The following is a 25,241-nucleotide window of genomic DNA, read 5'->3' as shown; positions in this document are numbered from 1 at the left end:
GGCTGCGGTTTTTGTTTTTTAAGTTTGAGAAGGAAATATAATGTCAAATATAAGTAAAATAATAGCACGCGAAATTATGGACTCTCGTGGTAACCCAACTGTTGAAGCAGATGTTTATTTAGAATCGGGTGCTTGGGGACGTGCAGCAGCACCTTCTGGCGCATCAACCGGTTCACGTGAAGCATTAGAGCTACGTGACGGTGATAAATCTCGTTACTTAGGTAAAGGTGTCCTTAACGCCGTTGCTGCCATTAAAAATGATATTACACCTGCTTTAGTTGGCCAAAACGCACTTGAGCAAGCTAATATCGATAAAATCATGATCGATTTAGATGGCACTGAAAATAAAGAGAAATTTGGTGCAAATGCTATTTTAGCTGTGTCACTAGCTGTTGCTAAAGCTGCTGCAGCTGATAAAGGTGTTCAGTTGTTCGAACATATTGCTGACTTAAATGGTACCCCAGGTGTTTATAGCTTGCCTGTACCTATGATGAACATCATTAATGGTGGTGAGCATGCAGATAACAATGTTGATATTCAAGAGTTTATGGTACAGCCTGTCGGTGCTAAAAATTTCTCTGAAGCACTAAGAATGGGCGCTGAAATTTTTCATGCCTTGAAAAAAGTATTATCAAGCAAAGGTTTGAATACTGCTGTTGGTGATGAAGGTGGTTTTGCCCCTGACTTAGCCTCTAATGCTGACGCTTTAGCGGTAATTAAAGAAGCAGTTGCTGCTGCTGGCTACAAGTTAGGCTCAGATGTTACATTAGCGATGGATTGTGCTGCATCGGAATTTTACGATAGTGAAAAAGGTATTTATGACCTTAAAGGTGAAGGCAAGCAATTCACTTCAAATGAGTTCTCTGATTTCTTAGGTGAGCTTTGTAAAGAATACCCAATTGTTTCAATTGAAGATGGTTTAGATGAGTCTGATTGGGATGGTTTTAAATACCAAACTGATTTACTTGGCGATAAAGTACAAATTGTTGGTGATGATTTATTCGTGACTAACACTAAGATCTTTAAACGAGGTATTGAGACAGGTGTTGCTAACTCAATTTTAATCAAGTTTAACCAAATTGGTTCATTAACTGAAACGTTAGCTGCAATTCAAATGGCTAAAAGTGCTGGTTATACTGCTGTTATTTCTCATCGCTCAGGTGAAACAGAAGATGCAACTATTGCTGATTTAGCGGTAGGTACAGCAGCAGGTCAAATTAAAACAGGATCTTTATGCCGTTCAGATCGTGTTTCTAAATATAACCAATTATTACGTATTGAAGAATTTTTAGGTGATAAGGCTGTTTATAATGGTCTTAGTGAAATTAAAGGTCAATAACCATTTGTGTTATTAATTTTGAATAAAGATTTATAAACAGAGTGTTTATATCACCGTAATATATTTCAAGTGTCTTTGATTAAAAAACCGAGCTTTAAAGCTCGGTTTTTTTTATCTGGCGTTGTATTTTTTATCGACAATCAAGTATGCTAAGAGATAACGAATTATCTGAATAATACAAATATAACTACTTGATTTATTAATTGATGTCGCAAACTTCTCTTTGGCAAACTGACCAGCAAAGTAATGACTTTGCAGAAATATGTAATGCGCTTTATGAGCGAGAGTTACGCCTGCTTGCACATGGTGAATTTACGTCTGTACAATCGGTACAAGGGCGTTTAAAGAGTTTAAGTTATTACATTAAGCGCACAGCCAATTTAATGACCCAAGTTAATGCACAGGGAATTAGTCCGTTAACATTAGATATTCAAAATGCGAGTTGGTCAGCAAAACAAGCCAGTAAGTTGTCGTTATCAGGACAGACAGCACCAGAAGTTTCTTCATGGTATTTAACACAAAAATTAACCTTAGGGTTAGTGGTGCCAATATTTATTGGGGGACATGTAATATTAGATTCTATTGATAAGATTGATGTCGAAAATAAACGACTTCGCAGTAATGTAGCTGGCTGGATTTCTCTTAGTAGCGATAGTTTAGCGGATAACTTTCCTGTAAATAATACCAAAATTAAGCTACTAAAACCGAATAAAAAGATTATGTTAGCGGCTTGCGCCGGACACTGTTGGAAAAATAAAACGTATAGTAGCGTGTCACAGCCGATCATACCAAGTTTACGTGAATTGTTACTTTCTTGTGCGATTAACTGGAAAGACTTCAAACAACCATTAGCGTTATAAATAAGAAGCCCATATAATAGTAAATCTTCTTGTCATTATTTATTTTATTAAGGGATTATGAGGGCATTTACAGTACTATTATTAATTGTGTTGGCTTTACTGCAATATCGACTTTGGTTCGGTAAAAACAGTGTGTCTGATTATTTATCTTTGCAAGAAGATGTTAAAGCTCAGCAACTAGTAAATGCCAAACTTCAACAACGAAATAAATTATTATATGCAGATACAGATGATCTCAAGTTAGGTACAGAAGCAATCGAAGAGCGTGCTAGAAATGAACTTGGTATGATTAAGGAAAATGAAACGTTTTTTCGTGTTGTTCCTAGTAAGAATAGTGAAGTAAATGACAATACCAACAAAGAGTTATATTAGTTGTGAATAATGCTATTCCATTCGTTGAAAATCAACAGTTTGTTGTCGTTGTTCCTGCTGCCGGTGTTGGCAAACGGATGTTGGCATCATGTCCTAAACAATATCTTACAATCAATGAACAAACTATTTTAAGTCATACAATTAAACGTCTACTTAGCCATAAAAATATAGCAAAAGTGATCGTAGCTATAAGTGATGATGATGGCTATTTTGTCAAAACAGCATTATCAGATAACCCTAACATTATAAAAGTTAGTGGTGGTGAAGAGAGAGTCGATTCTGTTTTAAGTGGTTTACAGGCGATTGATGAATTGGATTGGGTATTGGTACATGATGCAGCCCGACCTTGTATTACTCATGACGATATCGATAAACTTATTTTACAATGCCTTGAACATAATACAGGTGGAATCTTAGCAGCCCCTGTTGTTGATACCATGAAGCGTGCTAGCAGCAATGATTCTGGTCAAGCAGGTGTTGATAAAACAATTGATCGCAGTAGTTTGTGGCATGCTTTTACACCACAAATGTTTAAAGCCCAAGAATTAAAAGAAGCAATAATACAAGCTAAAGAAAAAGGGCTAGTAATTACGGACGAAGCTTCTGCTATTGAGTTTGTAGGCTTACCTTGTTTACTTATTCCAGGTAGAAGAGACAATATAAAAATAACGCGCCCAGAAGATTTAATCTTAGCTAGTTTTTATTTAAATCAGCAAAAAATTGAACATGAAAAGGATAAAAAATGCGTATAGGTCATGGTTTTGATGTACATAAATTTGGTGGCTCAGGACCCTTAATGCTTGCAGGAGTTGCCATTCCTTTTGATAAAGGTTTTATTGCGCATTCCGATGGTGATGTTGCTATACATGCGCTTTGCGATGCTATTTTAGGAGCACTTTGTTTAGGAGATATCGGGAATCATTTTCCTGATACTGATGGACAATATGAAAATATTTCTAGCAGAATTTTGCTACGTCATGTCGTGGCTTTAATGAATGAACAAGGTTATGAAGTTGGCAATGGTGATATAACCATTGTTGCTCAAGCACCTAAAATAGCACCTTATTTAATGGCAATGCGCGAGTGTCTAAGTGAAGACTTAAATTGTTCGTTAGGGCAAATTAATGTCAAGGCAACTACAACGGAAAAGCTAGGATATGCCGGTAGAAAAGAAGGCATTGCGGTTCATTGTGTTATATTGCTGACACCTCTTTCTCATTCCATTTCAGTGACAACAGAAATTTAATTTTACTGCTCCTTACGACTAATTCAGAGATAAATAATGTTACAAGAACTTGCCTATTTGCACCACAAACCTGAGTCTAAAGGTTTATTAAGAGTCAACCAAAGTGATTTTAAAGTGTTTGAACTACTGCCTTTTTTACCTTGCGGTGAAGGCGAGCACTTATTTATTCATATTAGAAAAACCGGTGCAAACACTGTTTTTGTTGCCCGAGAATTAGCTAAATATTTTAAGGTAAAAGAACAATTAGTGTCTTATGCAGGTTTAAAAGATCGCTTTGCTGTAACAGAACAATGGTTCGGTATTCATGTACCTGGTAAGCAAACATATGATTTATCAGATCTCGTTATTGAAGGTGTTGAAGTACTCAGTTACAAAAGACATAACAAAAAACTACGTACAGGCGCATTAACTGGTAATCGTTTTGAGTTAATATTACGTGACGTTACCGAACTTAAAACGTTGTATGAACGTTGGCAAAAAATTATAGAGCAGGGTGTGCCTAATTATTTTGGTGAACAGCGTTTTGGCATTGACGGTGGTAACATTGAACATGCATTAGGTTTGTTTTCAGGCACAAAAGTAAAAGATAAAAAGAAACGGGGGATGTATTTATCAGCAGCACGATCATATATTTTTAATGCGATAGTTAATCAACGTATTAAAAATAATACCTTCTCAGAATTACAATTAGGTGATGTATTAATGCTTGCCGGTTCTCAATCTGTGTTTCGCCCTAAAGAGATTGATGCTGTTCTTAAACAACGCTTAATTGAAAAAGATGTGGATATTACTGCAGCAATGTGGGGAGCTGGTGATCTAATGACAGCTGCTGAACCCGGTATACTTGAACAAGAAATCGCTGATAAGAACAGTGAATTTGCTAATGGCTTACCACGTTTTGGCTTAAAACAAGAGCGTCGACGTATTCGGTTAGTTGTTGATAATGCAGACATTGAGCTCTTAACAAATGACAGCTCGATTGAAGAAGCATTACCTGCTGTAAAAATTAGCTTCTCATTGGCTGCTGGTTCATATGCAACGACAGTGCTTCGAGAGTTAATTGATTATCAAGATTGCACTCAACGTGTTAATACACAGGCGAACGGTAATATAGAGTGAAATAATTAATGAGAATTTTATTAAGTAATGATGATGGTGTTCATGCATTGGGTATTAAAGTGCTACAACAAGAGCTAATAAAGTACTTTGATGTCACGGTTGTTGCACCGGATAGAAACTGCAGTGGAGCAAGTAATTCTTTAACTTTATTAAACCCTCTTAGAGCAGAAGTGTTAGAAAATGGTTTTATTTCTGTTAATGGCACGCCCACTGATTCAGTTCATTTAGGTGTTAGCCAACTTGCATCATCGTCATTTGATTTAGTTGTGGCTGGCATTAATAATGGCCCGAATTTAGGTGATGATACAATATATTCGGGTACTGTTGCTGCGGCGACTGAAGGTCGACATATGGGGTTACCTGCCATTGCTATATCGCTGCTAGGCAAAGATGAAAAGTATTATCAAACCGCGGCAATAATTACCGCGAGAATTATTAAGCGTATTCAAGAGCATCCTTTAGCTGCGGATCAAATTCTTAATATCAATGTGCCTGACGTGGCAATTGATGACATAAGAGGGATAAAAGTCACCCGTCTTGGTCATAGACATAAAGCTGAACAGATGCAGAAAATGAAAGACCCATGGCAAAGAGATATTTATTGGTATGGCAGGTTAGGTAAAGAGCTTGATGGTGGTGAAGGTACAGATTTTCATGCAGTAGCGAATAGTTATGTTTCAGTAACACCGCTCACTGTTGATATAACAGCACATAACAGTATAGATAGTATGAAAGAATGGATAGGTGAAGTAAGGTTATGATGAGTCATAAAAAAAATGCTAGGGCGGGCAGTAGAACAAAAAGAAGTGGAGAATTACTTGCACAAAAGTTGCAGGCTGAAGGCATAACAAATCCGCAGGTATTACATGCTATAGCAAGTTCACCTCGTCATATTTTCTTACCAGAAATATTGGCTCATAAAGCTTACGATAATACAGCCTTACCTATTGGACAAGGGCAAACTATATCTCAGCCTTATATAGTTGCAAAAATGTCAGAGCTATTATTGAATGATTATAAGCCTAAAAACATTCTAGAAATAGGTACCGGCTCAGGTTACCAAACTTCTATTTTAGCGCAACTAACAGATAAAGTTTTTTCGGTAGAGCGAATTAAGGCTTTACAGTTTCAAGCTAAGCGCTGTTTAAGATCGATAGATTTACATAATATTTCATTAAAGCATGGAGACGGTTGGCAAGGCTGGGCAAGTAAAGCTCCCTTTGATGCCATTATTGTAACCGCTGGTGCAGCTCGTGTGCCACAAGCATTACTTGATCAGCTGGTTGATGGTGGACGTTTAGTTATTCCTGTAGGCGATAAAACTCAAATACTGAAAACCATTACTCGCCATGGTGATAGTTATAGCGAGGAGCAAGTTGAAGTCGTTCGATTTGTACCGCTAGTCGCTGGAGAGTTATTGTAATGAAAATATTTACGGCGGTTTATGATTGGACGCTAAAATGGGCTGAGCATAAGTTTGCGCCACGGATGTTAGCACTGTTAACTTTTGCTGAATCGGTATTCTTTCCTATTCCGCCTGATGTTCTACTTGCACCTATGGTATTAGCTAAACCTGAAAAAGCATGGCGACTAGCCAGCCTGACAACGATTTCGTCTATTTTAGGAGGAGCTGTTGGTTATTTGCTTGGTTATATGATGTTTGAACCATGGATACAACCACTTATTACTGAATTTGGTTATCAAGCACGATTTGATACCGCAATAACTTGGTTTAATGAATGGGGTGTATGGGTAGTGTTTATTGCTGGCTTCTCACCTATACCTTATAAGTTATTTACAGTAAGTGCTGGCTTTTTACATATGGCATTTTTACCTTTTCTACTTGCTTCAGCTATTGGACGAGGGATGCGATTTTTCCTTGTTGCTGGATTAATTCAGTGGGGAGGAGAGGCTATTACACATAAATTACGTAAATGGATAGACATGATAGGTTGGACTGTTGTTGCACTAATTATCATTGCGTATTTAGTCTTGAAATAATTGTTCGTTTAACCATGATAGCGATTCAAATTAAAAATAATACAACGCCTAAAACACTTTTAAAATTATTGTGTTGTATTTTTTTAGTTCTGAATCTTTTGGCGTGCTCTTCTCGGGAAAAACCCGCTCCTGTAGTAACTGTCTATGGCAGTATTCCCTTAACTAAACAAGCTCAAAATACTATCAATAGTACTGAGTATGTAGTGCAGCCGGGAGAAACATTATATTCAATTGCATGGCGAGCAAATTCTGATGTTCGGCAAATAGCTAAATTGAATAATATTCCAGCTCCTTATAATATTTTTCCAAATCAAAAATTAATTTTAGTGGCGAATAAACAGACAAAAAGTGTAAAAGCTAGTAAGAATAAGCAGTACAGTAAAAGTCCGACTAAAAGCTCTACTCAAAAGAACAATACTGTAGTGAAAAAGAGTGTTGCATCTTCGAAAAAGCAGGCGTATGGTAAAAATATAAGTGATAAGAAAATAATAGAAAATAGTCAACCGAAAGATAATTTTTCTCAAAAAATTCGTCGTTGGCAATGGCCTGTTAAAGGAAAAATCATTGCCTATTTTTCTGCGAAAGAAAAAGGCAATAAAGGGATCGATATTACTGCTCGACGCGGTACTAAAATTAAGGCGACGGCAAGTGGTAAAGTTGTTTACTCGGGGAGCGCATTAAGAGGTTATGGCAAGTTAGTTATTATAAAGCACAATGATGATTATCTTAGTGCCTATGCCCATAATGATAAAATACTGGTAAAAGAACAGCAGCAAGTAAAGGCTGGAGATACTATAGCAACGATGGGAGATACTGATACAGAAAGGGTTATGCTTCATTTTGAAATACGTTTTCGAGGAAAGTCAGTTGATCCCTTAAAGTATTTGCCAAAGCGATAAGAAGTGTATTCTATTGAGGTATTAATCATAGTAAATCATTGATTAAAAAGAATACTGTTTGATTAAATAAATTGGAGTTAGTGTGAATATATAATAGTTAATAATAAGCTTGCGAGATAAGGGAGAACACCATGGTAAAAGAAAAAAAACAAACGACCGTGCTTAAAGACAAAGTACAAAAATCGTCAGGTGTTGATGCAACACAAATTTATTTAAGTGAAATAGGGTTTTCACCATTACTAAGCGCAGAAGAAGAAGTTTATTTCTCGCGCCTATCCCTAAAAGGTGATGAAGCATCACGTAAGCGTATGATAGAAAGCAATTTACGTTTAGTGGTTAAAATAGCTCGACGCTATAATAACCGTGGTTTACCTTTACTTGATTTAATTGAAGAAGGTAATTTAGGTTTAATTCGTGCTGTTGAAAAATTTGATCCTGAGCGAGGCTTTCGCTTCTCTACTTATGCTACTTGGTGGATTCGTCAAACGATAGAACGAGCGATAATGAATCAAACACGTACCATTCGCTTACCCATTCATGTCGTTAAAGAATTAAATATTTATCTACGAACTTCACGAGAACTTATTCAAAAGTTAGACCATGAACCAACCGCTGAAGATATAGCCAATACACTAGATAAACCGGTTGCAGATGTCACTAAAATGCTGCGTTTGAATGAACGTATAGCATCAGTAGATACACCTTTTTCAGGTGACTCAGATAAAGTATTACTCGACGTTATTCCTGATAGCAAAAGTAATGGTCCAGAAGGAGACTTACAGTCGGAAGATCTGAGTAATAACATAGTGAACTGGCTAAATGAGTTAAACTCCAAACAAAAAGAAGTAATTGCTAGACGTTTTGGTTTAATGGGCTATGAAGCTGAAACATTAGAAAATGTCGGCATTGAGATAGGTTTAACTCGTGAACGAGTTCGTCAAATTCAAGTGGAAGGACTGAAACGCCTTCGCGATATCTTAAGTCAGCAAAACTTATCGATTGAAGCGTTATTTGAAAATCAATAATTTAAAATGTAGTCAAAAAAATAATTAAATTATTAAAATAATAAAAAGCAGGCTGTAAAGAATAACTTTACAGCCTTTACATGATAACTTTGTATTACTTATTTCATTAGTATAATAACACTATAATGAAATAGCTGTGTCTAGCTTATCCTACCATATAGAATTAGTTTATTAATGAGTTACTTTGTATGCTTCTCAAATTTTACAGTACAATGTAAACCTGAAGTATTTGCTAATTTTAGTGGTATTGTTAATGGCACTACTCTTTTAAGCCGCTAACGATTATAGTGTTGTCTTAACCGTTTCCTTATTGCTCGTGTGGTAGTGGCAGTAGCTGCTGAACAAATATTGTTCAATATTTGTTTTATTGATTTTACTGTAGAAATAAATAACAATTAATTGTTTATTTTGCTCAAGTTATTTTATTTTAAGCCGATACTATAATTGAAGATATTCGTCTAAACTTATCACAGGCGGCATCCACTCTATAAAAGGGAAAACTATGAACAATAAATTATTATCAAAATCACTGGTGTTTACTGCAATTTCTTTTATTGCAACAACGGTTAATGCACAAAGTGTTGATTTTCCGGTTAGTTTTAGAACAATTTCTGATGTTGAGATTCAACAAGTACAAGCGCTAAGTTTCGGCGCAACAATGTTTTCAGCCAATGGTGGTACATGTTCAATGGATGCATCTGGGACAACTATAAATGATGCGGACGCTGCTATTCTACGAGGAACACCTGTATCAGGTAGCCTTGCAGGTGCTGTGACAGGTACAGGTTGTATTGATACTGCAGCAGGTATATCTGGAAACCAAATAGGTATTTATCGAGTGATAGGCATTTCTGGTTCTGATGTTCAAATTACTGTCAATGAAGTAACTGGTAGTGACTTTACTTATACTCCGGATTCTGGCTGTATCAGTAATTATGATGGCGCTACCGCTGGCGATACCTGTCAATCTTTCTTTGTTTCCTCTCCGACAACTACCGCTTTAGCTGATGCGACAGATGGTGCTGATGCTAATGTTACTGAGGGCGAATTACGTATAGTGATTGGTGGTAAAATTACTATTAACACGGATTTAACCGCTGATACTAACTATTCGCAAGACTTTACAATTGATGCAATATATTAAGATAGTATCTTAAGGTACTATATTTAACGACGATGAAAAGCCATGTTATTATTCACATGGCTTTTTTTTGTCCGTTTTGTATTTGTTTGGTATTTAATGAGTTTTTATATGTTAGTAAAAGTAAAATATATATGTGTGTTAATCGTAATATTATTAACGATTGCCACTTTTAATGTTAATGCTATTAGTTTAACAAGTAATAGAATTTATCTTGATAATAATAATCGAGTTGCCTCATTTATTGTTTTAAATCGCAGTTTAACGGCTGAAGAATGCCGCTTGTCTTTTCGCTATTTTGAATTTGATAATGCTGCGGTAATGGGGAAAGAGTTAACCGATACATTACCGAGTAATAATACCAGTAAAACAGTTAAATTTTCGCCACGTCGATTTTCAATTGCTGCAGGTAAATCTCAAGCTATTCGCTTATCGTTAAGGCGCAGTGCAGACACAGATAAAGCTGAATATCACAGTTACTTAAGTGTTAGTTGTGGAAAAATTTCCCCTCCGACACCAAATTTAGTCAATGTTGCTCCGCGACTTGTACATAATGTTCCTATTGTTGCTCGCACAGCTAAATTGAATGCTCAAGCAAGCTTTACTAATGTAAAGCTATTAGATAATGGAAAAGTATCTTTTAGATTGAATCGGGAAGGAAATCGTTCAATCTACGGAGACTTAGAGGTTTTAAATAAGCGAACTGGCAAAAAAGTTAACGGGTTAAAGTCTATTTCAATCTATACTCAGTCAAGTTATCGAGATTTTGAATTTTCAGTACCTGTTAACCTTGGTGAAAGTGATATTTCGCTACGTTTTACCGAAGTAGAAAAATATGGCGGCTCTTTAACCGTTACACATAATGATTAAAATGTTACAACAACAATACAAGCAATTCTTGCTTAGCTAGAAGAGTTGCTTGCTGATATAGATTTCCACCTTTAATTATAATCTTAATTAATAAACTGTTGTTTAATTAATGGCATATAAAATGCTTTATGAATTATTCATGGATATTTTATCTTCGTAAAATCATTTCGCTATAATATCAATATATATGTATGAAACTTACGAGGCTTGAATAAAAAATAATTAATAACAATGGGTTAATATGAATAAAAAGAAATTAATACCTTATGAAGTACTGTTTTCAGTGCGTCATCTTTTTGTCATTTTTATTTTTTTATCTTGGAGCAGTGTAAGTTCTAGTGCTCAATTACATAAATTGGTTATTAATGATGAATTTTTATTGCTTGATACCTATTTAGATAAAGATCAAATATCTTCTTCGATAGATGCTTACTCTATAGATGGTAAATTACTTTTAGCGGTTCAGCCATTATTTGATGTATTAACATTAAGAAACTCGATTACAGGCAAAGAATTAAATGTATGGAAAGAGAACAAATTATATAGTTTTGAATTAATAGATAAAACTAAGATCAATGCTGATGGTTACTGGCTTGATGATGGTTATTATTTATTTATCGACAGTAAAACTCTCAGTGATTTATTTAATGTTGAAATTAGCTATAACGAGAGCAACCTAAAATTACATATAACTACTTCCGATTATAAATTTCCTAAACAGCAATTAGCAAAATTGTCTTTACAGCGTACTTTATCTCGCAACGGTAATAAAGTTAACTATTCTGATTTACTTGATGAAGACATTATTGAAGATGAATATCGTTTATTTACTATACCTCATGGCAGCTTTTCGAGTAATTTGAATCTTGATAGTGATGATAACACTTCGCTTAATTATTCATTGCAAACAGTTTCTGATTTTTTATATCACTCTGCAAATATCACTATTACTGATACCAACAAACAAGATCTTACTGGATCGGTACGCTTTTCAAGATATAAAACCAAGCCAAATGAGATGATTTTTGATGCTTTTGATAGTTATTCCTTTGGTGATATTAGTACTACAGGTAGGAATTTAACAACATCAACGCGATCTGGGCTAGGTGCTGTGTTCTCGCGAGCACCAGAAGCATATCGCAATAGGAACGTTGGTATAACGTTAGAAGAAACAGCAATTCCTGGCTGGAGTGCTGAACTTTATCGTAATGGACAGTTTATTGAGCTAAAAGTAGTGCCTGCTGATGGTAATTTGATCTTTGATGACGTCGAAACGCAATATGGTAATAATCGTTACGAAATTAAGCTTTATGGTCCTTTCGGGGAAGAAAAAATAATAACCCGTTATTATAATATTGATAGTAATGCTTTATCAGCAGGACAAATGGCTTATAGTTTTTATGGGGTTGATCGTACTAAAAGGGTTATTAATGATCAAAGCGACACTGATTTTTCACTTACGGATTCTGGTTTTACTTTTGACTATGGCATAAGTGATAATTGGTTACTTGGTTTAAGTGCTGTTCAATCGACGACTAACTTTAATGGGAAAAAACAAAGTTTTGTTACTTTAAAAAATGCTTTTGTTTTGCCTGGATATTTATTTGAAAATGAAATTTCAGCACAAAACGAGGCAGGTTATTCACAAATATCAACGCTTACAGGTAATGCTTATGGCAGAGATACCTTTTCTGTTGTTTATCAATCAGCAGATGATTTTAGAAGTAGCAGGATTAATTCAGCTGATAGCCGTTGGCACAATATTTATGCTAATTATGCCGGTTCTCTTCCATCTTTAGGCTCTCTTGGCTATGGCATAGGGGTCGGTTATAACACCATTAAAGATGATAGTTCTGTCAATAATATTTTGGGAAAAGAAGATAACCATTGGCAATTTAATCAACGATTATCAAAATCATTTGGTGGTGTCAGTGTGACTAATACTTTGTATTATAACCGTTATGAACAGCTAGAATTTGAAACAATTACTGAAGAAGATAAAATAAACAATGCGCGTGTATTACTTGAAGACTGGTCTGGTAACTTAGGTCTTGGTGGTTCACTGACGAATAATTTAAGATTGAATGCAGGTATACAGTATAAGCCCGATAATGATAGCGATATCATTCAAAGTGGTAATATTACTTTAAGTTGGTTTAACAATAGATTCTATCATAGCCTTCGAGGTATTTATTATTTAGCTGACACCAATAATAAATGGCAACTTGGTTACAACATGAGTTGGGATAACAATTACTTTTCGAGTAATTTATCTAGTACTTATAATGCGCAAGATGAATGGACTATTGGTTTAGGATTTAATTTGTTTTTTGGGTATGATCATCACAATAAGACAATGAGAATATCGAATGATTTATCCTCGGGCTCTGCTTCTATTAATACCTATAGTTATTTAGATAGAAACCCAAATGGTTGGAGGGATGAATCTGACTGGGATTTAGAAGGGGTTTCTTTTACAGGTAATAGTGCCTGGAAAAATATAAAAAGTGGTGAGAATGGCAGAGTAGTCGTGCCAGGGGTAAGTACAAATACACCTTTTAAATTTAATGCTAGTTGGGAGTATGGCACCAGTACACTACAGAAAGATTATGTCATATATACTCATCCGGGCGCTTATGTTGATGTTAATATCCCGTTTTATATTACTACTGATATTTCAGGTTTTGTGTATGTAACGAATAGTGAAAACGAAGATCGACCTTTAGCAGGAGCGATTTTATATATACAAAATAGTTTTGGTGAAATAGTTAAAGAAGTAAATACAGATCAAGATGGCTTTTATGAAGCGAGAAACCTTAAGCCAGGACGTTATCAAGTTGCCATTCTACCAGAGTATTTAGATAAAAGTGGCTTCACTGCGAACAATGTTGGTTTTGAATTTACAACGAGTAGTAAAGGTGGGTTTGTTGAGCTTGATGATATAAAGTTAACACTTTCAGATAGTAATGGACAAAGAAAAGCGCAAAATTTACGACTATTACGCTTGAATGTTAATAATTCAGGGCAACAAGTTTGGCTAGATAAAGACGATCCGCTTAGTCGACAAATTTATAGTTTACCTGCTCGTACTAATTTTCAAGTGCAACAACGTTATTCTCAACCTGACAAACTTCCTGTTGCACCCAAACGCAGGGATTACATAGCCATAAATCCCGTGCAGCGAAATGAACTTCCAATAAAGCCTATAGAAAGAACTGAGAGCATAGTTAAAATGCAAGAAAGAGAACACTTGCCAGAAGCGCTAACTCGCACGTTATCATCGATTAAGGCGAAGGAGTTAAATAATAATTTAACTCGCTTAAATGGAAACCTAACTCCTGAAAAAATTGTTGACAATAATGATACTAGAGGCACAGAGTTTGTGATACAGCTAGCTGCTCACAATTATAGAGCAAATGCATTAGCTGCGGCTAAGCAGTTCAATAGTTCAATCCCATTATATATTGCTGAAAAGGAAATTAATGGGGTGAAAAAATACTGTATAATTAGCCAAGCCTATAGTGACTATCAAACAGCAAAAGCGCGATTGGCTACTAATAATGTAATCGGGTGGGTAACATCCAATAATGCTTATTTTAATGTGCAAAAATTAAGTGATTAAAAGTAAAGGCTTTTACTGTATTGACACTGTCAATGATATCAAAGGGGAGAGGGAGGTATTATGAAAATTAAATTAACACTGATAGTCATTTTCGGCTTGTTTTTCACTTTTTTTCACAGCAGTACTAAAGCTGATGCATATATTATTGAAAGGAGTCGGATTAATTTTGGTTCGTTAATTTATATCTCTGGTGGTTGTGTCATGGCCTATGACACAAAATTAATCACTAATGTAATAGGCTCTAATATTTGTATCTCTGAAGAAGGGCAATTAGGCAAGTACCGTATTTATGCCGACCCTCATACTGAAATAGCCATTACTGTCAAGTCACACAATGATAATGGCAGTGGCATTATTTATGTGCCTGATGGTGAAGTAACGAATGATATAGAAAGTAAATTAATAATCGCTGATACCGGTATAACGATTAATAGCGAAACATCAGGGATTATTGATATAAACCTAGGCGGAAGGATCAGAATTAACGGTATATTAAATTCAAATAATACTTATTCTGAAAACTTCAGTATTGAGTTTAATGAGATTTAATTGTTATATAAAGCTATTTTACTGTTAATTAATTTAAAGGCACATTTTATGCATTACTTATTTGAACTGAACCTGAAACATAAAGAAAGTGCTATGTTTTTGACTTTTACTTACTAGGTATTGTTATGAAATTTTACGTATGTTTACTTTTGATAGGGCTATTAACTGCCTGTACGTCATTTTCACAGAATGATTTTTATCATACTTTTAGAACAGAAAAGCCAGAAAAAATAGAAAAGACAAAAGTGGTTAAGCATAAACCCATTGATAGTGAAAATTTAGAAAATCATAGCTTAAATGCAATTGTACAAGGCCTAGCTTTTCAAATGTTAGATAACAGTGTTTTTGTTAGTCATAAAACACCTATTGCCATGGCTTCTTTTGTTAATTTAAATGATTTAGAAAGTACTAGCTGGCTAGGAAATTTAATATCAGAGAGTTTTATATATGAATTTCAACGTCATGGTTTAATTGTTGTAGATTTTAAAACGACCGGTTTTTTTAGAGTTACTAGTGAAGGGGATTTTGTTTTTAGCCGCGATTGGAAAGAATTACCGGACAATCAAATTATAGATTATGTAGTTACAGGTACTTTATTGGAACAAAAAGATGGTTTTATTGTTAATGCTCGAATGATCGGTATGATATCTCATGTGGTTGTTGCAACAGCTCAGACTTTTATTCCTCGATGGGCTATAGGTGAAATGTTATCTAAAGATAACCTTGTAGAAGATGATATGAAAGTAGAGAAGTCTGCTGATAAAGAAAATGATAAAGCATCTTGGATTGAGATTACTAACTAACGTAAAATAATTAGCCTTATTATACCGTGCTATAAAATAAGTATTGTTTAATAAGCAATGTTCAATGAGCGCTGTTTAATAAATATCGTTTACTATAAAAATCTTCTAATTTATTAAAGTGCTAACCATATTAGACAGTGCACTATTAAAGCTGTAAAGTTTAGCTTCAACATTCCTGTGTCATCACAAAAATATGATTGCTGACTTATCTCATTTAGTGAAGATAAGTCAGCAGTTCAGTCTTTTTCAATATATTAAAGCTTTGTTTTTAAGTCGAATAGCAAGTCTAATGCTTGTTTAGGCGATAAGTCATTCACATCAGTATTACGTAAAGTATCTATTGCAGGGTGTTCATCTGCGACCAAGGCTAATTGTTGAAAATTGTCTGATTGTGGAGGCAAAATAGAAGCAACTTCCTGATTCTCTAACTCGACCAGTCTTTGCTTAGCCCGTTTGATAACCATTTTAGGAACTCCGGCAAGTTGAGCAACTTGTAAACCAAAGCTTTTACTTGCCGGGCCTTCTTGCACTGCATGCATGAAAATAATGCTATCGTCATGCTCCATTGCATCTAAATGTACATTGGCTAGCGTTGGTATTTCTTGGGCAAGTAAAGTTAATTCGAAATAGTGGGTAGCAAATAAAGTAAATGCTTTTGTTTTTAACGCTAACATTTCAGCACAAGCCCATGCTAAAGAAAGACCATCATAAGTACTAGTGCCACGCCCAATTTCGTCAAGTAAAACTAAGCTTTTCTCGGTAGCATTATGAAGAATATTAGCGGTTTCAGTCATTTCAACCATAAAAGTTGAGCGACCACTCGCTAAATCATCAGAGGCACCGATACGGGTAAATATTCTATCAACTAAGCCAATTTTAGCTGAATTGGCTGGAACAAAGCAGCCAATATGCGCAAGTAACACAATTAATGCAGTTTGACGCATATAAGTTGACTTACCGCCCATATTAGGGCCTGTAATTATTAACATCTTACGTTGTTCTGTTAATAGGATTGGGTTAGCAATAAAGGTGTTATTAGTCATTTGTTCCACTACTGGATGTCGACCTGCATCTATTTCAATTCCAGTAGCGTTGACTAAGGTAGGTTTTACATAATTTAGGGTAATAGAACGCTCAGCAAAGTTAGTTAATACGTCAAATTCAGCAATAGCTTGACTGAGTGTTTGTAATCTTGCTAATTCAGGTAGTACGAGATCGAATAATTCTTGGTAAAGGCGTTTCTCTAATGCTAAAAATTTACCTTGAGCACTTAGTACTTTATGTTCATGCTCTTTTAATTCTTCAGTAATAAAACGTTCATTATTTTTTAATGTTTGGCGGCGTATATAATCGTCAGGTACGTCATTTGCCGCCGTTCTACTCATTTCAATAAAGAACCCATGAACTTTGTTATAGCCTACTTTTAAAGAATGGATACCAGTACGTTCTTTTTCTCTTTGTTCTAATTGTGCTAGAAACTCAGTCGCACCATCACTTAAATCACGTAAGACATCGAGTTCTTCATGATAACCAGGTGCTATAACACCGCCATCTCGAATAAGGACAGGTGGATTATCGACAAGTGCTTTTTCCAGTAGCTCTTGAATACTAGGGATTGGTGCCATTAATTTAGCTAATGTGTTTACATAACCAGTATTGGCGCTTGCTGATAAGTAGTTTTGTAGTTCGGGTAAAGATTGTAAGGTATTACGTAATCGAGCAAAGTCACGCGGTCTTGCTGAGCCTAATGCTATGCGAGAGACAATACGTTCAATATCACCAAAGCCTTTTAAAATGGGTTTTGCATCAATATGTAAGTCAGTTGAAATTATTTGTTCAATGGCATTTTGTCTATCAGATAAAATACTTAAATCACGCAATGGAAAATGTAACCAACGTTTTAATAAACGAGATCCCATAGGGGTAGCAGCATAATCTAATATCGCAGCCAGAGTATTATCCACACCACCTTGTAAGTTTTGTGTTAGCTCTAAATTTCGTCTTGTTGCTGCATCAAGGACGACACCCGAAGTCGCAGATTCGCAAATTATTGCACGAATATGTGGTAATGCGGTTCGTTGTGTATCTTTCACGTATTGAAATAAACACCCCGCAGCAGATAAACCTAATAATTTATCATCAACACCAAACCCAGTTAGCTCTTTTGTTCCAAACTGCTTATTAAGTAAAGCCACTGATGTTTCAAGATCAAACTCCCATTCTGGACGTCGGCGTAATCCTTTATATTGATCAACATGTTGCAGTGATGAAAGCGTTTCTGAGTAAAGTAATTCAGCAGGTGAAAGGCGTTGTAATTCTGCCTGTAATTGTTCACTTGTTTGCGGCTCTGTAATGACAAAACGGCCACTAGTCATATCTAAATAAGCTAAACCGAAACTTGGATCGGAAGCTTTTTTAGACTTAGCGTTATTTTCAGTAATAGCAACAATTAAGTTGTCTTGCCTATCAGATAAAAGCGCTTCATCACTCACTGTACCTGGCGTTATAATTCTGACTACTTTACGTTCTACTGGGCCTTTACTTGTTGCAGGGTCACCAATTTGTTCACATATAGCAACGGACTCTCCCAGTTGAACTAGTTTAGCTAAATAATTTTCTACCGCATGGTAAGGAACGCCTGCCATTGGAATAGCGTTCCCGCCTGTTTTACCGCGTGCTGTCAATGAAATATCTAATAAGTCAGCGGCTTTTTTTGCATCATCAAAGAATAGTTCGTAGAAATCACCCATACGATAAAAAATCAGAATATTAGGGAATTCTGCTTTTATTGTTAGGTATTGACGCATCATAGGGGTGTGTGAAGAAAGGTCTTGCGTTGTTGTGGTCATTTAAATGCTGCAACTCATAGAATCAATAAGGTTGGTGAAAGAGGATTATGCCATATTTAACAAATAAAATTATGAATTATTTTTATAAAAACTTTAAATTTAGCTTAGCTATAAAACTACTGTGTAAACAGTGGTAAATCAAATTAGTAACTTTTTTAAGTCAAAAATGCAAAAGTTATTAATGTTGTTTTTAATCTTTTATATCAATAAGTTAAAAGTATAGGTTTTTATTTTTTTTAATTTAAATAAAATAAATTATAAAAAAACTTGATACTGTACGACCATACAGTATACTTGCTCTATCAAAACGACGTACCAGACGTTATTAGTGGAGTAAATTATGAAAGACGATAAAGAAAAAGCATTAGCAGCAGCCCTAGGCCAAATCGAAAGACAATTTGGTAAAGGTTCAATAATGAAGCTTGGCGACAATACTACAATGGATGTAGAAACTATTTCAACTGGTTCGTTAGGTCTAGATATTGCCCTAGGCGCCGGTGGTTTACCTATGGGAAGAGTTGTTGAAGTTTATGGTCCAGAATCAAGTGGTAAAACAACATTAACTTTAGAGGTTATTGCTGAAGCGCAGCGTAATAATAAAGTTTGTGCTTTTATTGATGCTGAGCATGCACTTGACCCTATTTATGCTGAGAAGCTTGGTGTTAACATTGATGAATTACTTATTTCACAACCTGATACCGGTGAGCAAGCACTTGAAATTGTTGATATGTTAACTCGCTCTGGTGCTATCGACGTTATTGTAGTTGACTCTGTAGCTGCTCTTACACCTAAAGCTGAGATTGAAGGTGACATGGGTGATTCACATATGGGATTACAAGCGCGTATGTTATCGCAAGCTATGCGTAAGTTAACGGGTAATTTGAAAAAATCTAATACCATGCTTATCTTCATTAACCAAATTCGTATGAAAATTGGTGTTATGTTCGGTAGCCCTGAAACAACTACTGGTGGTAATGCACTTAAATTTTATGCCTCGGTTCGATTAGATATACGCCGTATTGGTGCGGTTAAAAATGGTGATGAAATTATTGGTAATGAAACGCGTGTCAAAGTTGTAAAAAATAAAATTGCTCCACCTTTTAAACAAGCTGAATTTCAAATACTGTATGGTTTAGGTATTAACAGCTTAGGTGAATTAATTGATTTAGGTGTTAAAAACGGTTTTGTTGAAAAGGCTGGCGCTTGGTATAGCTGTAATGGTGAGCGTATTGGACAAGGTAAAGCAAACGCCGCTAAGTATCTTGAAGAAAACCCAGAAATGGCGAAAGATGTTGATGCTAAATTAAGAGAGCTATTTCTGAGTAAGAATATTGATGCCAAGAAAGTTGAACCGGAAGGCTTAGACATAGTAGAAGAGTAATACTATTATGTAACCTCAATCTAGTTTGAGTGAATTTATCTATAAAACCTTTGCTACTTTAGCAAAGGTTTTTTTTTATTTAATATAATTCAATACGATAATATATAGGTTTAATCTATTTAGCCATCTAAACGTTTAGATGTTGACATATCTAGCAATCTAAGTAGTATTGTAAGTATAGTTTTTCTATACTTTGTTTGCTTTTTCTTCGTCATAGGTGCGTTATGCCAATTAAAATTCCAGATCAATTACCTGCATTATCAGTGTTAGATAAAGAAAATATTTTTGTTATGTCTGAACATAGGGCCATTTCTCAAGAAATACGCCCAATGCAAGTCGCTATTTTGAATTTAATGCCAAATAAAATTGAAACAGAAGTGCAAATACTGCGCATGTTGTCGAATACTCCATTACAAATAAATATAGAGTTTATTCGTATTAATGCCAATGAATCGAAAAATACCCCAACAGAGCATTTAGATACCTTTTACCATTTATTTGATGATGTAAAACATAAACAATATGATGGTTTAATTATTACTGGAGCGCCGTTAGCTTTACTTGATTATTCACAAGTTACTTTTTGGGATAAAATATGTGAAGTCTTTGATTGGGCAGAAAAAAATGTTACTTCAACAATGTTTTCTTGTTGGGCTGCACATGCCGCGCTGTACCATCACTATGGTTTGAATCGCCATTTAAGAAAAAACAAATTATCGGGAATTTTTAATCACAAAGCACTTGATGAAAAAGAACCTTTAACGCGTGGCTTTGATGAAAATTTTAATGTGCCGCATTCTCGCTATGGCTACATTGATAAATCAGATTATGAAAGTATTTCACAAATAAAAGTCTTAGCAGAATCTGAAGAAGCTGGAGTTTATTTAGCTGCGAGTAAAAATAAGCAACAAGTTTATTTAACAGGCCATCCTGAATATGATACCTCTACTTTACACGAAGAATTTTTACGTGATAGCTTAAATGATAGTGGCACGGCGATACCTAAAAATTATTATAAAGACGATAACCAAAATAATCCTCCTATTGGTTCTTGGCGAAGTCATGGTAGTCTATTATTTACTAATTGGCTTAATTATTATGTTTATCAAATTACCCCATATAAATTGGATGCTTCTAATATCAAAGCAATACATCCAGATACCGTCATTTAAGTTTTGTAGATATCCCAAATTTGATTTAAAGATTTATCCATAGGAAACCGATACACCATGAAAAAACATCCTTCATTCGCTTTATTCGAACAGCAATTGGCTAAAAATATTCTAATTCTTGATGGTGCTATGGGAACAATGATCCAAGCCTATAAGTTTGAAGAACAAGATTTTAGAGCAGAGCGATTTGCTGATTGGCATACGGATGTTAAAGGCAATAATGATATGTTAGTGCTTACTCAGCCTGATATCATAAAAGCGATTCACCTTGAATACCTTGAAGCCGGTGCAGATATTCTTGAAACCAATACATTTAACGCCACTACGATTGCTATGGCCGATTATGATATGGAAGAGTACAGCGCTGAAATTAACTTTGCAGCGGCTAAAATTGCCCGTGCAGCAGCAGATGAATACACCAAAAAAAACCCTGGACGTCCTCGTTTTGTTGCCGGTGTTTTAGGTCCAACAAACCGTACCTGTTCAATTTCACCGGATGTGAATGATCCTGCATTTCGTAACGTTACTTTTGATGAATTAAAAGAAGCATACATAGAATCAACTAAAGCCTTAATTGAAGGTGGCAGTGACATTATTCTTATCGAAACCATTTTCGATACCTTAAACGCTAAAGCCGCCATTTTTGCTGTTGAAGTAGTTTTTGAAGAGTTAGGTGTGCGTTTACCGGTAATGATTTCAGGCACAATCACCGATGCCTCTGGTCGTACATTATCCGGTCAAACGACCGAAGCGTTTTATAACTCTTTACGTCACGCTAAGCCGATTTCATTTGGTTTAAATTGTGCTTTAGGACCTGTTGAATTACGTCAATATGTTGCTGAACTAAGCCGAATCTCTGATTTCGCGGTTTCTGCACATCCGAATGCAGGTTTACCTAATGCTTTTGGTGAATACGACTTTAGCGTTGAAGACATGAATACCCATGTTGCTGAATGGGCTGAAGCGGGTTTCTTAAATATTATTGGTGGTTGTTGTGGTACAACACCTGCCCATATTAAAGGTATGGCTGAAGCGGTTGCGAATATTGCACCGCGTAAAATAGAGGCACGTAAAATTGCTTGTCGCTTATCTGGTTTAGAAGCGTTAACCATCGAAAAAGATTCGTTATTTGTTAACGTGGGCGAAAGAGCTAACGTTACTGGCTCTGCCGTGTTTAAACGTTTAATCACCGAAGAAAAATACGATGAAGCCATTGCTGTAGCACTACAACAAGTAGAAAACGGCGCGCAAATTATTGATATCAACATGGATGAAGGCATGTTGGACTCAAAAGCTGCGATGGTACGTTACTTAAACCTCATTGCCGGTGAGCCTGATATTGCCAAAGTACCAATCATGCTTGATTCATCTAAATGGGATATTTTAGAAGAAGGCTTAAAGTGTATACAAGGCAAAGGCATAGTTAACTCTATCAGCTTAAAAGAAGGGGAAGATAACTTCCGCGAGCAAGCTGAATTATTAAGACGTTACGGTGCTGCTGTTATTGTTATGGCGTTTGATGAAGAAGGTCAAGCCGACACGCGCGCACGTAAATACGAAATTTGTCATCGAGCTTATCATATTTTGGTTGATGAAATTGGTTTCCCCGCTGAAGATATTATTTTTGATCCTAATATTTTTGCGGTAGCTACCGGAATTGATGAGCATAACAACTACGCGGTTGATTTCATTGAAGCGGTTAAAGATATTAAAGATAATTTACCTTATGCTATGATTTCAGGTGGTGTATCAAATGTATCGTTTTCATTCCGTGGTAATAACCCTGTTCGCGAAGCTATTCATGCAGTATTTCTTTATTACGCCATTAAAAACGGTATGGATATGGGGATTGTAAATGCAGGCCAACTCGCCATTTATTCTGACCTACCCAAAGATTTAAAAGACGCGGTAGAAGACGTTATCAGCAATAGTGATGATGGTGCCACTGAGCGTTTACTTGATGTTGCTGAAAACTATCGTGGTCAAGCGGGCAGCCAAAACAATAAAGCCGATTTGTCATGGCGTGAATTGCCTGTAGTAAAACGTATTGAGCATTCGCTAGTAAAAGGCATTAATGAATTTATCATTGAAGATACTGAAGAGGCACGATTAGCTGCCGAACGACCTATCGATGTGATTGAAGGTCCGTTAATGGACGGCATGAATGTGGTAGGCGATTTATTTGGTGCCGGCGAAATGTTCTTACCACAAGTGGTTAAGTCTGCTCGTGTAATGAAACAAGCGGTTGCGCATTTGAATCCCTTTATTGAAGCAGAAAAAACCGAGGTTAAGTCAAACGGTAAAGTATTATTAGCTACCGTTAAAGGCGATGTACATGACATCGGTAAAAACATTGTTGGTGTTGTGCTTCAGTGTAATAACTATGACATTATTGACTTAGGCGTGATGGTTTCTTGTGAAGATATTTTACGTGTAGCCAAAGAAGAAAAAGTCGACATTATTGGTTTATCAGGCTTGATCACACCGTCTCTTGATGAAATGGTGCATGTAGCTAAAGAAATGAAACGTCAAGACTTTGAGTTACCATTACTGATTGGTGGTGCAACAACGTCGAAAGCTCATACAGCTGTTAAAATTGAGCCACAATATGAACACCCTGTAGTGTATGTTCCTAATGCTTCACGTTCAGTATCGGTAGTAAGTGCGTTACTTTCTGATGAGCTACGACCTGCCTTTATGCAGCGTCAAAAAGAAGAGTATGTGAAAGTTCGTGAACGTCATTATAAAAAGGGTCCACGCTCAAGTTTAATTTCCCTTGAAGATGCTCGTGCTAATGCAGCGCCAATCTCATTTGAAAATTACACGCCGACTAAACCGAAGAACTTAGGTGTTACTGTACTTGATAATATTGATTTAAATATTGTGCGTAACTACATTGATTGGACGCCATTTTTTATGACTTGGCAGTTATCAGGTAAATACCCACTTATTTTAAAACATGAAGTTGTCGGTCATGAAGCTACTAAATTATTTAATGATGCTAATGCATTACTTGATGACGTTATTAACAATAAAAAGTTAACGGCAAAAGCGGTATTTGGTTTATTCCCGGCTTATCGTGAAAAAGATGATGTTGTGTTATTTGCTGATGAAGCACGTGAAACGCCAATTACTAAGTTTCATCAATTACGTCAACAAAGTAAAAAACCAGCAGGACAGTTTAACCGTTGTTTATCTGACTATATTGCCACTAAAGAGTCTGGCATTAATGATTACATAGGCGGTTTTGCTGTTTCATCTGGTTTTGGCTGTGACGAATTGGTGAAAGCATTTGACGCAGAAAATGATGACTACAACAGCATACTCATTAAAGCGGTAGCCGATAGGTTAGCAGAAGCAACTGCCGAATATTTACATGAGCAAGTACGTAAAGAATATTGGGGTTATGCGCCAGACGAAAATTTGGAAAATGACGATCTAATTCGTGAAAAATATCAAGGTATTCGCCCAGCGCCAGGTTACCCTGCATGTCCTGAACATACTGAAAAAGGCTTGTTATGGGAACTACTTGATGTTGAAAATAACATTGGCATGGAACTAACCTCAAGCTTTGCCATGTGGCCAGGTGCAGCGGTAAGTGGTTTCTATTTTGCTCATCCAGATGCCAAATACTTTGCTGTAGCTAAAGTAGCTAAAGACCAAGTTGAAAACTATGCCTCGCGCAAAGAAATGACCATGCCACAAGCTGAACGTTGGCTATCAGCCAATTTAGACTACGAGCCAGAGTAATAAGTTAAATAAACGAGCATGCTATTAATCTTGAATGTTAAACTTTGTTGCACTCTTGTGAAGTATATGTGCTTTATACCAATCTCACTAACTATGTGATCATTTCTACTTGCTAAAATCACCAACTACATCGTTATTTATTTAATAATTAGAACAACTAGTTATTGAAATAAATGCCTTGTATTTGGCAATTTTTTCTACGTATAAACTTGTTCACTTAATTAATTAAACTGGTATTAGTTA

Annotated in this window: 20 protein-coding genes; 19 read left to right on the top strand and 1 reads right to left on the bottom strand. The window is 35.8% G+C overall.

Going from position 1 to position 25,241, the window contains the following annotated elements:
* Nucleotides 1-40 precede the first annotated feature (40 nt).
* The 16 genes from eno (at nucleotide 41) to Q4496_RS06695 (ending at nucleotide 15,846) form a co-directional block, all read left to right on the top strand.
* Nucleotides 41-1,339, top strand: a complete 1,299-nt coding sequence (gene eno, locus Q4496_RS06770; RefSeq protein WP_215971338.1) for a phosphopyruvate hydratase — start codon at nucleotides 41-43, stop codon at nucleotides 1,337-1,339.
* A gap of 206 nt (nucleotides 1,340-1,545) precedes the next feature.
* On the top strand, nucleotides 1,546-2,199 hold the full coding sequence (locus tag Q4496_RS06765; RefSeq protein WP_215971337.1) for a hypothetical protein: 654 nt from the start codon (nucleotides 1,546-1,548) through the stop codon (nucleotides 2,197-2,199).
* A gap of 57 nt (nucleotides 2,200-2,256) precedes the next feature.
* Complete coding sequence (gene ftsB, locus Q4496_RS06760; protein WP_215971336.1) at nucleotides 2,257-2,571, top strand: cell division protein FtsB; 315 nt, start codon at nucleotides 2,257-2,259, stop codon at nucleotides 2,569-2,571.
* Nucleotides 2,572-2,573: 2 nt separating this feature from the next.
* Nucleotides 2,574-3,323, top strand: coding sequence for a 2-C-methyl-D-erythritol 4-phosphate cytidylyltransferase (gene ispD, locus Q4496_RS06755; RefSeq protein WP_303495257.1), 750 nt, complete (start codon nucleotides 2,574-2,576; stop codon nucleotides 3,321-3,323).
* A complete protein-coding gene (gene ispF / locus Q4496_RS06750; RefSeq protein WP_215971335.1) occupies nucleotides 3,314-3,817 on the top strand; it encodes a 2-C-methyl-D-erythritol 2,4-cyclodiphosphate synthase in 504 nt (167 codons plus the stop codon). The genes ispD and ispF overlap by 10 nt, the downstream gene beginning before the upstream one ends.
* Before the next feature lie 36 nt (nucleotides 3,818-3,853).
* Nucleotides 3,854-4,936 carry a tRNA pseudouridine(13) synthase TruD gene (gene truD / locus Q4496_RS06745; protein ID WP_215971334.1) on the top strand — a complete coding sequence of 361 codons (1,083 nt, stop codon included), beginning with the start codon at nucleotides 3,854-3,856 and terminating at the stop codon, nucleotides 4,934-4,936.
* 8 nt (nucleotides 4,937-4,944) lie between these two features.
* On the top strand, nucleotides 4,945-5,697 hold the full coding sequence (surE, locus tag Q4496_RS06740) for a 5'/3'-nucleotidase SurE (RefSeq protein WP_215971333.1): 753 nt from the start codon (nucleotides 4,945-4,947) through the stop codon (nucleotides 5,695-5,697).
* Nucleotides 5,697-6,359, top strand: a complete 663-nt coding sequence (locus tag Q4496_RS06735) for a protein-L-isoaspartate(D-aspartate) O-methyltransferase (protein ID WP_215971378.1) — start codon at nucleotides 5,697-5,699, stop codon at nucleotides 6,357-6,359. The genes surE and Q4496_RS06735 overlap by 1 nt, the downstream gene beginning before the upstream one ends.
* A complete protein-coding gene (locus tag Q4496_RS06730) occupies nucleotides 6,359-6,937 on the top strand; it encodes a YqaA family protein (RefSeq protein WP_215971332.1) in 579 nt (192 codons plus the stop codon). The genes Q4496_RS06735 and Q4496_RS06730 overlap by 1 nt, the downstream gene beginning before the upstream one ends.
* A 14-nt stretch (nucleotides 6,938-6,951) precedes the next feature.
* Entirely contained in the window at nucleotides 6,952-7,836 is an 885-nt protein-coding gene (locus tag Q4496_RS06725) for a peptidoglycan DD-metalloendopeptidase family protein (RefSeq protein ID WP_303601337.1), read from the top strand.
* Nucleotides 7,837-7,967: 131 nt separating this feature from the next.
* A complete protein-coding gene (gene rpoS / locus Q4496_RS06720) occupies nucleotides 7,968-8,861 on the top strand; it encodes an RNA polymerase sigma factor RpoS (protein ID WP_215971330.1) in 894 nt (297 codons plus the stop codon).
* Between the two features lie 502 nt (nucleotides 8,862-9,363).
* Nucleotides 9,364-10,005, top strand: coding sequence for a hypothetical protein (locus tag Q4496_RS06715; protein WP_215971329.1), 642 nt, complete (start codon nucleotides 9,364-9,366; stop codon nucleotides 10,003-10,005).
* Nucleotides 10,006-10,113: 108 nt separating this feature from the next.
* On the top strand, nucleotides 10,114-10,872 hold the full coding sequence (locus Q4496_RS06710) for a hypothetical protein (protein ID WP_303610126.1): 759 nt from the start codon (nucleotides 10,114-10,116) through the stop codon (nucleotides 10,870-10,872).
* A 241-nt stretch (nucleotides 10,873-11,113) separates the two neighbouring features.
* Complete coding sequence (locus Q4496_RS06705; protein ID WP_303610125.1) at nucleotides 11,114-14,494, top strand: carboxypeptidase-like regulatory domain-containing protein; 3,381 nt, start codon at nucleotides 11,114-11,116, stop codon at nucleotides 14,492-14,494.
* Nucleotides 14,495-14,554: 60 nt separating this feature from the next.
* Nucleotides 14,555-15,043 carry a hypothetical protein gene (locus tag Q4496_RS06700; protein ID WP_215971326.1) on the top strand — a complete coding sequence of 163 codons (489 nt, stop codon included), beginning with the start codon at nucleotides 14,555-14,557 and terminating at the stop codon, nucleotides 15,041-15,043.
* Nucleotides 15,044-15,168: 125 nt separating this feature from the next.
* Nucleotides 15,169-15,846 carry a FlgO family outer membrane protein gene (locus tag Q4496_RS06695; protein WP_303601334.1) on the top strand — a complete coding sequence of 226 codons (678 nt, stop codon included), beginning with the start codon at nucleotides 15,169-15,171 and terminating at the stop codon, nucleotides 15,844-15,846.
* A 254-nt stretch (nucleotides 15,847-16,100) separates the two neighbouring features.
* On the opposite strand, the gene mutS is transcribed toward Q4496_RS06695, so the two are convergent.
* The gene (gene mutS / locus Q4496_RS06690) at nucleotides 16,101-18,695 is read right to left on the bottom strand and encodes a DNA mismatch repair protein MutS (protein ID WP_215971324.1); all 2,595 of its coding nucleotides are present in this window, start codon (nucleotides 18,693-18,695) and stop codon (nucleotides 16,101-16,103) included.
* A gap of 340 nt (nucleotides 18,696-19,035) precedes the next feature.
* On the opposite strand from mutS, the gene recA reads away from it, so the two are divergent.
* The 3 genes from recA to metH all read left to right on the top strand — a co-directional run bounded on the left by recA (nucleotide 19,036) and on the right by metH (nucleotide 24,998).
* The gene (gene recA / locus Q4496_RS06685) at nucleotides 19,036-20,076 is read left to right on the top strand and encodes a recombinase RecA (RefSeq protein ID WP_215971323.1); all 1,041 of its coding nucleotides are present in this window, start codon (nucleotides 19,036-19,038) and stop codon (nucleotides 20,074-20,076) included.
* Nucleotides 20,077-20,300: 224 nt separating this feature from the next.
* On the top strand, nucleotides 20,301-21,248 hold the full coding sequence (gene metA, locus Q4496_RS06680; RefSeq protein ID WP_215971314.1) for a homoserine O-succinyltransferase: 948 nt from the start codon (nucleotides 20,301-20,303) through the stop codon (nucleotides 21,246-21,248).
* Nucleotides 21,249-21,305: 57 nt separating this feature from the next.
* A complete protein-coding gene (gene metH, locus Q4496_RS06675; protein WP_303610124.1) occupies nucleotides 21,306-24,998 on the top strand; it encodes a methionine synthase in 3,693 nt (1,230 codons plus the stop codon).
* Nucleotides 24,999-25,241: the final 243 nt, after the last annotated feature.

Source organism: Colwellia sp. 5_MG-2023, from assembly GCF_030547795.1.
GTDB lineage: Bacteria > Pseudomonadota > Gammaproteobacteria > Enterobacterales > Alteromonadaceae > Colwellia.
Note: the sequence above shows the minus strand (reverse complement) of the source record. Positions and strands in the feature narration are given on the sequence as shown.